This window comes from Duganella sp. HH101 (genome assembly GCF_001758795.1).
GTDB lineage: Bacteria > Pseudomonadota > Gammaproteobacteria > Burkholderiales > Burkholderiaceae_D > Rugamonas > Rugamonas rivuli.
The window spans coordinates 254,843-264,966 of sequence record NZ_LRON01000009.1 but is presented as its reverse complement, the minus strand read 5'-3'; the positions used below and the strand labels follow the sequence as shown (position 1 = coordinate 264,966).

Below are 10,124 nucleotides of genomic sequence, written 5' to 3'. Positions count from 1 at the left end.
CGGCGCAGCGTTGCCGGCGGGCGCGCGCGACGTGCCCGGCGGCGTCGCCGGCGCGTCTTGCGAGGGGAGTGCGGGCGAGTACAGGCCGTCGCCGGCGTCGGCGGTTTCGCTGTAGACCAGCGTGGCCGAACTGCCGGGAGGACCGTTGCCGAGCTGGAAAGTGGGGCGGGGCTGGGCGCTGAGCACGGTCAGCGGCACTTCGGCGCCGACCTGTACTCCCGGCGGCAACATCATGCGCACCGCGTTGTCGGCCACCTTGACCAGGAAGCTGCCGTCGTTGAACTTGGACATCACCTCGGCCGTGACCGATTGCCCGACCAGGCTTTGCAGCGCGCGCTGGAAGGCCGCCTGGCGGCCGTCGCCGACCGGGGCGACAGCGCCGGCGCCGGCAGCCGGGCCAACCGGCAGGATGGTGACTGCTGGCGGCAGCATGGCGCGCCCCTGCTTTAGACGCTGCCGTAGGCGTTGAGCACGCGCCGTTCAGTGTCGGTCGAGTTGAGCAGTTTGGACAGTTGCGCCATCCACGGCATGGTCAGGTCGCGGATCTGGCGGTCGGCGTTGAGCATCTGGCGGATCAGGTTGATCTTGCGTTCGCGCTCGGCGCCCTGCATCGGCTGCGCCGGCTCCTGCTCGCGCAGCGCCTGCACGTGGGCGGCGCAGCGCTGTTCCAGCAGCACCAGCTGGTCCCAGTCGCTGTGCGTGGCGGCCCGCACCATCTGTTCGGTCAGGTCGGCCATGGCGGCGTACACGGATAAGATATCTTGGCTGGTCATCATGAATCAGGCGCTCGCGAGATTGGTCGGGTGGACGCCGGTGGCGGCGGGGGTGTCGGCGATCGCATTCCAGGCGTCGCGCAACTCTGTCAGCAGGCGCTGCACTTCTTCCAGGATCGCTGGATCGTTGGTCAGGTTGGCCGTCAGCAGGCGCGCGCTCATGTATTCGTACAGCGCGTCCAGGCCTTCGGCGATTTCGCCGCCGGCTTTCTTGTCGAGCGCGGCGCGCAGGCCGCTGTCGATGATCATGATGGCTTTGGAGATCGATTTGCCCTTCTCGCCGATGTCGCCGCTGCGCATGCCGTTCAGCGCGGCGTTCAAGGCCACCATGGCGCCGTCGAACAGCATGACGATCAGCTTGTGGGGACTGGCGGCGACCACGCCGGTTTCCATGCCTACCTTGGCATAGGCGTGCACGCCAGTTTGTCGAGATCCAAACATACTCTGTCTCCTGTTAAAGCGTCAGCGGTTATTGCTTGGCAAGCGCCGCGAACTGTTGCGCCAAGAAGGACGCGGTGGTGTTCATGCTGGCGATCGAGGTGTCGAGCGCCGTGTACTGTGCGCGGTAGCGCGCTTCGATATCGCCCAGCCGGGAGGCGAAGGCGTCCTTCTGCTTGGCGATATCCTTGACCGAGTTGTTCAGGCCGGTGGTGCGGCTGGTCAGCGCGCCGTTGGCGCCCAGATAGCCGGCCGCCAGCGAGTTGAGCTGGTAGGCGTAGCCCTGGGAGAAGCCGAAGCTGCCGCGCCCGCCGGTGGTGTCGCCGGTAATCGTCAACTTCAGTCCATCGACCGGTGCGCCAGGCGAACCGGTCAGGGTCTGGCCGCTGCCGGTGGCGGTATAGCCGCCTATGGTGCCGGCCACGTCCAGGCCGTCGACCGAGGCGCCGGCGCCGAACACGGCCGAGATGTCGGTGCCGGTCGCCGTGGCGATATGGATGTTCGATTTCGATCCGTAGCTGGTCGAGGCCAGCTTCAGCTTGCCATCGTCGCCGACGGTGGCGGTGACGGTGGCGCCAGCGTTGGCAAACGCGCTGACGCCGTTGATCGACGATTGCAACAGCGTGGCTAACTGGCTGGGATTGTAGCTGCCGGCCGGCAGCGAAATGGTGGCGGTGTTGGCCAGCGTGGCCGGCTTGGTGTCGTTCAGCGTCACGGTCCAGGTGGTATCGGTATCGATCACCGTTTCGGTCGGCAATACGGCGGTGCCTTGCAGCGTTCCCTGGGTGGCCAGCTGGGTGATGTTGATCGCGTAGTCGCCGGCCTTGGTGTTGGTGCCGGAACTGACGAACTTGACGTCCGGATCGCTGCCGTGGCCGACCGCTGCGAACAGGCTGGCGATGTCGTTGAAGTTGTTGGCGATGGCCTTTTGCAGCTTGGCGTTGTCCAGGGTCAGCGTGCCATCCTTCTGGAACGAGATGCCGATCTGCGACAGGTTGGTCAGGCTGCTGCCTTGCAAGCCGGTGATCGAAGTGCCCAGCTGGCGGCGGATCGAGGCTTGCAGATTGCGCAGCGTCGTATCGCCCAGCAGCGGGCCGCCGGTCTTGGTGTCCGGATTGTAGGCGCCCAGCTGCGCTATCTGGCCGCTCAAGTCGTTGTAGGCCTTCACGAAGCCGCTGACGGAGGTGGACAAGGAACCACTGTCCTTGCTTACCGATAGCGATGAACTGCCGACCTTGAGGGCGTTGATGGTGATGCCGCTGATCGCGCCGCTGATGCTGGTGCTGGTGCTGGTGACGGCGATGCCGTTGACGGTCGCCTTGGTATCGGCTGCTGCTGCCTTCTGGCTCAGATTCTGGGTGCCGCCCGGATCGTAGCCCAGCAGTTCAACCAGTTTGTCATCCGGCGGGTTGCCGCCGGAGCCGGCCAGGGTGATCTTCATGGTTGAACTGGCGCCGGTGGCGGACGATGTCAGGATCAAGTGATTCGGGGTGGCGTTGGTGCCGCTGGAACCGTCCGAGACGATGCTGGCGGTGACGCCGAAGTTGCCCTTGTTGATGGCAGCCATGATGCCTTGCAAGGTGTTGTTGCTGCTGTCGATGACGATGTTGCCGCTGGTGCGGCTGGAGTCCGCCGCAAAGCTGGCGCCGAGGTAGGCGCCACCGACGCCGGCGGTAAAGCCGGCCTTGGTGGGATCGGTGCCGCCGACGGTGATCGGGCTGCCGTCCGTCGACACCAGCGTGATGGAACTCACCGCCGTCGTGCTGGACCCGATGTTGGCGGTGCCGCTGTTGCCGATGCCGCCGGTGACGCTGCCGCTGACCGCTTCGGCGATCGCGATGTTGCTGCCGTCTTCATTCTTGAATTGCAGGTCGCCGCCGGCGGCCGTGCCTAGAACTTTGATGTTGGCGTCGGCCAGCGCGCGCCCGATGGCGGTGTTGGGCGCCAGTGCGGCGTCGAGCGAGGCGGCGGTGATGCCCCCGGCGGCACCGGCGGCCACACCGGTGGCCTGTGTGGCGATTTCCACACCGCCGACCGACAGCGAATACGTGCCGCCGCCGCTGGTGTCGATATTGCCGAAAGTCGAGGCGCCAGCGGCGCCGAACAGGGTGGCGCTGGTCAGCGTGGAGGACGCCTTGGCCGAGACACCTGTCGTGGTGCTCTTGGCGTTGATGGCGTCGGCCAGCAGGCGCGCGCTGCGGGTGGTGCCATCGGTGGCGATCGCGGTATTGTTGATGCTCAGCGAACCTGGCGTCAGGCCGCCGCTGGACAGGCTGGCGCCCAGCTGGGTGCCGGCGATGCCGAAGGTGCCGCCGTTGGTGGTGCCGAGCGAAAAATTAATAGTGGTCTTGCCGCCCAGGCCGATGGTGGCAGTGGTGCTCTTGTAGCCGGTCGAGGCCAGCGTCTGCGCTTGTGCGATCTGGCTGATGTTGACGCGGTAGCTGCCTGGCTGCGCGGTACTGCTCGCGGTGGCGGTCATCACCGTAGAATCGCTGGGCGTACTGATCAAGGTTTGAAAGCTGGATACCGAGGTCAGCCCTGTCAGCGCGCTTTGAAACGAGCCCAGCGCGCCGGATAAATTGCCGAACGCAGACACCTTAGCCAGATAACTGGCCGACTTCTTGTCGTAATCGGCCAGCGGCGCGGACTCAACCGCCATCAGCTTGCTGACGATCTCGTCGACTTTGATGCCAGAGCCTATGCCTGGTGAAGAGATGCCCACGATGTGCTCCTAAGTAAAGCAATAATATAAGACAATATCGGCAGAATCAAACCGGACTTGAGAGGGGAGAATACCTGCCAGTTCAGGCAAAGCTGAAAAAACGGGCAGCAGTCGGCGCTGCAGGGCGTGGCGGGGCGGCGGTATGGCTGCGCAACGGGCATGCCCGTGAGATTCGCGGCGGCGGCATTCCTGCTTGCAGGATGCCATGAAGACAGAAAAAGCGGCGCGCGCGAGCGCGGCCGCTTCAGGCGGTTTGCTGGATCAGCAAGCCGGAGGCGCCGGATTTCGATTCCAGCGATTTGGCGATTTCCAGCGCTTCGGGCGATGGAATCTGGCGCAGCACTTCCTTGGTGGTCTGGTCGATCACCTTGACGACGGTGCGCTTGGTGTCGCTGTCGACCGAGAACTCCAGGCCCTGCGACTTGGCCTGCGACGACTTGTTCAGCTGCGATACGGCCTGGTTGACCTGTTCCAGCGTCGGTACGTTGGCCGGGCCTTTGACGGCGGCCGCGGTTTCGACGGCCGTGGCCGGCGCGCGCGCGGCGCCCTGGGCGGCGACTTCGCCGCCGGCGGCGGTGGCCGGGCGGTCTACTGGGCGGGCCTGGGTGGCCGTGCCGATGGTATCGATAGTCATGATGCTTCCTTTGTGAAAAATCCCCGGTTGAATAAATCAACCGGGGAACCTAGTCAGAGCGACCTTATCGGGTCAACCCTGCCCCGGATTTTAGCCACGCAGCAGCGACAGCACGCCGTTCGGCAGCGAGTTGGCCTGGGCCAAGATGGCGGTACCAGCTTGTTGCAGGATCTGGCCGCGGGTCAGGTTGGCCGTTTCCGACGCGAAGTCGGTATCTTGAATCCGGCTACGCGAAGCGGACAAGTTCTCCGTCGTCGTGTTCAGGTTCGAGATGGTCGAGGCGAAACGGTTCTGGATCGCACCCAGTGCAGCGCGGTTGCTGTTGATCTGGTTCAGAGCCGAATCGATGGTCAGCAGGGCGGCGTTGGAACCGGCCACCGAGCTGACGTCGATCTTGGAGACCGATTGCAGGTTGGAACCGGCGGTGACGTTGACGATGTCGGTGCCGACGTCGGAAGCCACCGTGAAGCCGGAATCCGACGAGAAGCTCAGGCTGCCGCCCACGGTCACTTGGGTTGCTGCGCCGCCGCCGACGGCGCCGGTCGGGATTGCCACGACGTTACCAGGAATGGCGGCAGTCGCACCGCTGGCCGGTTTGTCTGCGCCACGCAATGCCGATCCTGCCAAGGAGTCAACCCCGGTGCCGCTGACCACGTTGGTGTTCGTGATCTGAATGTCTGCACCGGATGCATTGGTCAGTTTGACTTCCTTGAAGCCGCTGGTGGCGTTGGTCTGGATCGAGGCGCTGATGCCGGTGGTGCCGACTTGCGCATTGATCGCCTGAGCCAGTCCCGACAAGTCACCGCCCTTGACTTGGGCCGAGATGGTGACTGCCGTCGAGTTGGCGTCGCTTTCCACCGAGTTGTCGCCGCGCAGCTGGAACTGGACCGAACCGTCAGGGATGGCAGCATTGCCGGCCGCGCCGCCGGCGATGGTGGCCGTGGTGACGGCGGTTGCCTTGACGCCGCTCGAGCTGCTCAGCGCGTTAACGCCGGCGGCGATTTTCTTGGCGCTCTCGCCAATGTCAACGTTGACGTTGGTGGTGGTGCCAGTGCCGGAAGTGATCGTCAGTTTCTGCGCCGTCGTGATGTGGTTGGCGCCACCGGAGACCGCCGAAGCGGTGTTGTTGGCGGTACCGTCAACCACCGAATCGAGCGTGTTGTTGCCGATGTCGGTGGCTTTGGCCGACTGGACGCCGACATTGATGGTCTGGTTGGCGTTGGCGCCGACCTGGAACTGGGCAGCGGTGAGCGAACCATCCAGCACGTTCTGGCCGTTGAACTGGGTGGTGTTGGCCACGCGGTCCAGCTCTTGCGACAGGGCCGAAACCTCGCCCTGGATCGACTTGCGGTCGGAATCGGAATTGGTGCCGTTGGCGGACTGGACTGCCAGTTCGCGGATACGCTGCAGCAGGTCACCGGCGGTGCTCAAGCCACCCTCAGCCGTTTGCGCCAGCGAGATGCCATCGTTGGCGTTACGTGCTGCCTGGGTATTGCCGCGAATTTGCGAAGTGAAGCGTTCCGAAATGGCCAAACCTGCGGCGTCGTCTTTGGCGCTGTTAATACGCAGACCGGAGGACAGGCGTTGCAGCGAAGTCGACAGGTTTGCTTGCGAGGTGGTCAGGTTACGTTGCGAATTCAGCGATGCAATATTAGTGTTAATGACTTGTGCCATGATGTTTCTCCAAAATACTTCGATTCGGCGATATGCTCAGTTCCCATTGGTCTGCCTCCACATTCCGAGACAATCAAACCGCTGTTGTAATCGGTAACGGTTGCCCAGTGGGAAAATTAAGGGGCAAAAAGGCGGGAAATTTTCTGCATCAGGCCTAAAGTTCAACACGCTTGCCCGTTTAAACGACCGCATTCGGGGAATCTTTAGGGCAAAAATAATTATATTTCGCTCTTTGTTTGGGGCAAAAAAAAGCCCGGCGGGCGCCGGGCTGTAAGTGTTTTGATAATAAAACGGCTCAGTCGGCCACGACCACCCGGTTCTTGCCGGTCTGCTTGGCGGTGTACATGGCCTTGTCGGCCCGCTTGACCAGCTCGGTCTGCTCCTCGTTCGGACGGCGCAGCGCCACCCCGGCCGAGAAGGTGATCAAGACCTTCTCGTTATCGTGCAGGAAGAAATGCTTGGTCAGCTCGCGCTGCAGCCGGGTCATGGTGCTGGCCGCCGCCTCGACCGAGGTCTCCGGCATCAGGATCAGGAATTCCTCGCCGCCGAAGCGGGCGATCACGTCCATCGAGCGCAGCGTGTCCTTGACGATCTTGACCAGGTGCTTGAGCGCGGCGTCGCCGGCGATGTGGCCGTAGGTGTCGTTGAGCTTTTTGAAATCGTCGAGGTCGAGGATGGCGATGCACAGCGGCGTGCCGCGGCGGTCGGCGCGCGCGGTCTCGCGCTCGAACACATCGTCCAGGCCCCGGCGGTTGAGGCTGCCGGTCAGCTGGTCTTCGCGCACCAGCTCGCTCAAATGCTGCAGCTTGGCCTCCAGCGCGTGGATGCGGTTCTCGGCGTCCTGCACTTCCTGGCGCGCCAGCACCATCTTGTCGCGCGCCTTCAGGGCCTCGCTCTGCACCAGGCGGGTTTCCTTGAGCACTTCGTCGAGGATGGTGTTGAGCTCGGCGATATTGTCGGCCTTGCTGATCTTTTCCGAATAGCCGCCGATCTTTTCGTGGAAGTCGCCGGTCGAGGCCGCCACTTGGCCGAGGCGGTCGATAAAGGTCATCATCATGTTCTTGACGGTGAGCTTGACGTCCGACAGGCTGTGCTTGAGCTGGCCCTGCTTGTAGATCACTTCCTTCAGGCTGCGCGTGGCTTCCTCCAGCGCGCGCACGTCGATCGGGCCGGTGATCAGGTTTTGCACCGATTCGATCTGGCCGCGCAGCCAGCTGTCGTCGTCGAGCAGCTCGCTGACGTTTTCCAGCAGCAGCTTGAACAGGCGCAGCAGCAGTTCCTGCTGTTCGCCGCTGTCGGCGCCGCGCAGCTCGATCTGGTAGCACAGCTGCTTCAGGCGCAGGGCGATCTCGGCCAGCGCCTCCTCGCTGTGGGCCAGCTTGGTGGCCGCGCCCAGCGATTCGGCCTCGGCCACCAGCACCGGGGCGCCGGACAGCAGCGAGGCGACCGCGAAGGTCAGGGTGCGGCTCAGCAGGTCGCGCAGCGTGCGGCTTTGCTCGTCCTCGGCCGGCAGGCCGGCCACTTCGATGCCGGTCTTGCGGCTGATGAAGTGTTTTTCCACCAGCTGCGACAGGGTCTTGGCATAGCCTTCCCAGTCGCGCGACTTGACGGCGCGGTTGAAGCGGCGGCCGAAGTCGGCCAGGTCGCCGGTGTTTTCGGTCAGGCGGGTGGCGAACTGGCTCAGCACCGATTCCGGGCCGGGATCGACCGCGACGATCGGCGCGGCGGCCGGTTCGGCGGCGACGCCGGCGATTTCGTTGTAGATGTCGCGGTAGGCCTCCGGCGTCGGCGCTATGCGGCGCACCGCCAGGCGCTTGAACGCCTCGCGTGCGATGTCGGCCGGATTCTGCTCGGGAGTGGTGGGTTTGCTGGACATGTTACGCGCGGCCTCTTGAAGGTTTACTCATTCCTACCATGATAAGTGCGCGTTGCCTTGGGCATAGCCCGGATAAAAGGCCGGAAGGTACCTTTCATCATGGCATTAAGCCTGAGCATTCCAGCAACCGCGTGCGCGCGCCGTCCAGTGCCTATTCTATCAACTGGTTCTTGATTGCGTAATGGGTCAGCTCCGCGCTATTTTTCAGCTTCATCTTGACCAGCAGCCGTGCCCGGTATTCGCTGACCGTCTTGACCGACAGCGACAGTTCCTTGGCGATCATGCCCACCGTCTTGCCGGAGGCGATCATGGTCAGCGTCTGGTACTCGCGGTCGGACAGGCTGTCGTGCGGCGGCGCCTCGTGGTCCTCGCCGACGTGGTTGGCCAGTTCCTGCGCCAGCGCCGGGCTGATGTACTTGAGGCCGCCGGCGACCTGGCGGATCGCCGTCACCAGCTCGCGCGGCGCGCTCTGCTTGGTGAGATAGCCGGCCGCGCCGGCTTTCAGCGAGCGGATCGCGTACTGGTCCTCGCGGTGCATGGACAGCATCAGCACCGCCAGCTCCGGCTTTTCCTTCTTGATCTGCTTGAGCACCTCGATGCCGCTGCGGTCGGGCATGGAAATGTCGAGCAGCATGACCTGGCAGTCCGACTTGCGGAACAGCTTGATGGCGTCCAGGCCGTTTTCCGCCTCGCCGGCGACGACGATGTCGCGCGTCTCGGCCAGGATTTGTTTCAAGCCTTCCCGCACGATGGCGTGGTCGTCGGCGATGAAGACCTTGATGATGGCTTTTTCTGACATGTGACTCTTGATCCTATCTTTTACTATTTCACAGCAGAAATGTTTTCACCCGCTATTGTAGCGCCGGCGGCGGCCGCGATGAGGGCCGCGCGCTCGGTTTCGCGTTTAATTTTGATCGTCACCACGGTGCCGCCGCCGGCCGCGTGGCTCAGGCTGAGCGTGCCGCCCAGCGCGCGCGCGCGTTCGGCCATGCCGCGCAGGCCGAAGGAATCGGGCTTGGCGCGGTCGGCCTGGCGGATGCCGCTGCCGTTGTCGCTGATTTTCAGGCTGACGTGGTGCCGCAGCCGCGCCAGCTTGACGCTGACCCGCGTGGCGCCGGCGTGCTTGGCGATATTGGTCAGCGCCTCCTGGGCGATGCGGAACAGCGCCGTCGCCTGTTCGTTGTCAAGCTCGACGTCGCGCTGGTTGGCGTTGAAGGTGCAGGCGATGCCCGCCTGTTTCTCGAATTCCTTGACCTGCCACTCCAGCGCCTCGACCAGGCCCAGGTCCAGCACGGCGGGCCGCAGGTCCAGCGAAATGCGGTGCACGGCGTCGATGGTGCGGTCGACCAGGGCGTCGACGTAGTCGGTTTTCTCGCGCAGCACCGGGTAGTCGCCGATCTCGTCGAGCCGCGCGGCCAGCATGGCGAGCGCCATCTTGATCGCCGTCAGGTTGCCGCCCAGCTCGTCGTGGATTTCGCGCGCGATGCGGGTGCGCTCCTGTTCCTTGACGCGCTCGGCATGCGCGCTCAGCTCGGCCAGCCGGGCGCGCGAGTGGCGCACCTCCAGCTGCTCCTGCTTGCTGTCGCTGATATTGGTCATGATGCCGTCCCAGCGCACCGCGCCGCCGGCCAGCGCGTGCGGCGTGCAGCGCAGGTTGATCCACTTGACGTCCTTCCAGGCGTCGACCCAGATCCGGCCCTCCCAGTTCCAGCTCCACAGCGCGGCGGCCGAGGCTTGCATGGCGTCCAGATAGGACTTGCGGTCGTCCGGCAGTATCAGTTCGAGGAAGCGGGAGGGATGGGCGTGCAGCTCGGCCGCCGTCAGGCCCAGCAGCGCCTGGCAGCCGTCGCTCAGATAGGGGAAGGAGACGGCGCCGTCGGCGTGCAGCACGAACTGGTAGACCAGGCCCGGCGTGTTGGAGACGATGGCGTCGAAGCGCGCGCGCACCTGTTCCAGTTCGGCGGCCAGGGCCGCGCTGTCGGGGCGGGGAGGGGAAGCTGCGCTCAT

At 64.3% G+C, this 10,124-nt stretch carries 8 protein-coding genes and 1 pseudogene; all 9 read right to left on the bottom strand.

The genetic code is table 11. The features are described 5' to 3' along the window. Positions 1 to 432, bottom strand: a pseudogene (locus DUGA2_RS16900) (flagellar hook-length control protein FliK); the annotation flags it as partial. A gap of 14 nt (positions 433 to 446) precedes the next feature. Beyond that, positions 447 to 776: a flagellar protein FliT gene (locus DUGA2_RS16895; protein WP_070270515.1), complete on the bottom strand. Its 330-nt coding sequence runs from the start codon at positions 774 to 776 to the stop codon at positions 447 to 449. A gap of 3 nt (positions 777 to 779) precedes the next feature. Next, positions 780 to 1,214 (bottom strand): flagellar export chaperone FliS, encoded by a 435-nt coding sequence (gene fliS / locus DUGA2_RS16890; protein ID WP_070270513.1) that lies wholly within the window; start codon positions 1,212 to 1,214, stop codon positions 780 to 782. Positions 1,215 to 1,242: 28 nt separating this feature from the next. After that, the gene (gene fliD / locus DUGA2_RS16885) at positions 1,243 to 3,933 is read right to left on the bottom strand and encodes a flagellar filament capping protein FliD (RefSeq protein ID WP_070270511.1); all 2,691 of its coding nucleotides are present in this window, start codon (positions 3,931 to 3,933) and stop codon (positions 1,243 to 1,245) included. Between the two features lie 244 nt (positions 3,934 to 4,177). Next, the gene (locus tag DUGA2_RS16880; RefSeq protein ID WP_070270509.1) at positions 4,178 to 4,567 is read right to left on the bottom strand and encodes a flagellar protein FlaG; all 390 of its coding nucleotides are present in this window, start codon (positions 4,565 to 4,567) and stop codon (positions 4,178 to 4,180) included. Positions 4,568 to 4,657: 90 nt separating this feature from the next. Next, positions 4,658 to 6,241 carry a flagellin gene (locus DUGA2_RS16875; RefSeq protein WP_070270507.1) on the bottom strand — a complete coding sequence of 528 codons (1,584 nt, stop codon included), beginning with the start codon at positions 6,239 to 6,241 and terminating at the stop codon, positions 4,658 to 4,660. A 295-nt stretch (positions 6,242 to 6,536) separates the two neighbouring features. After that, positions 6,537 to 8,117, bottom strand: a complete 1,581-nt coding sequence (locus DUGA2_RS16870; RefSeq protein WP_070270504.1) for a GGDEF domain-containing protein — start codon at positions 8,115 to 8,117, stop codon at positions 6,537 to 6,539. A 151-nt stretch (positions 8,118 to 8,268) separates the two neighbouring features. After that, entirely contained in the window at positions 8,269 to 8,916 is a 648-nt protein-coding gene (locus DUGA2_RS16865; protein ID WP_008451315.1) for a response regulator transcription factor, read from the bottom strand. A gap of 23 nt (positions 8,917 to 8,939) precedes the next feature. Next, positions 8,940 to 10,124 carry a sensor histidine kinase gene (locus tag DUGA2_RS16860; protein WP_070270502.1) on the bottom strand — a complete coding sequence of 395 codons (1,185 nt, stop codon included), beginning with the start codon at positions 10,122 to 10,124 and terminating at the stop codon, positions 8,940 to 8,942.

Bases quoted from the DNA above. Each gene is read 5' to 3' on its own strand.
- DUGA2_RS16895 (WP_070270515.1), bottom strand. From the start codon at position 776: ATGATGACCAGCCAAGATATCTTATCCGTGTACGCCGCCATGGCCGAC.
- fliS (WP_070270513.1), bottom strand. From the start codon at position 1,214: ATGTTTGGATCTCGACAAACTGGCGTGCACGCCTATGCCAAGGTAGGC.
- DUGA2_RS16880 (WP_070270509.1), bottom strand. From the start codon at position 4,567: ATGACTATCGATACCATCGGCACGGCCACCCAGGCCCGCCCAGTAGAC.
- DUGA2_RS16875 (WP_070270507.1), bottom strand. From the start codon at position 6,241: ATGGCACAAGTCATTAACACTAATATTGCATCGCTGAATTCGCAACGT.
- DUGA2_RS16870 (WP_070270504.1), bottom strand. From the start codon at position 8,117: ATGTCCAGCAAACCCACCACTCCCGAGCAGAATCCGGCCGACATCGCA.
- DUGA2_RS16865 (WP_008451315.1), bottom strand. From the start codon at position 8,916: ATGTCAGAAAAAGCCATCATCAAGGTCTTCATCGCCGACGACCACGCC.
- DUGA2_RS16860 (WP_070270502.1), bottom strand. From the start codon at position 10,124: ATGAGCGCAGCTTCCCCTCCCCGCCCCGACAGCGCGGCCCTGGCCGCC.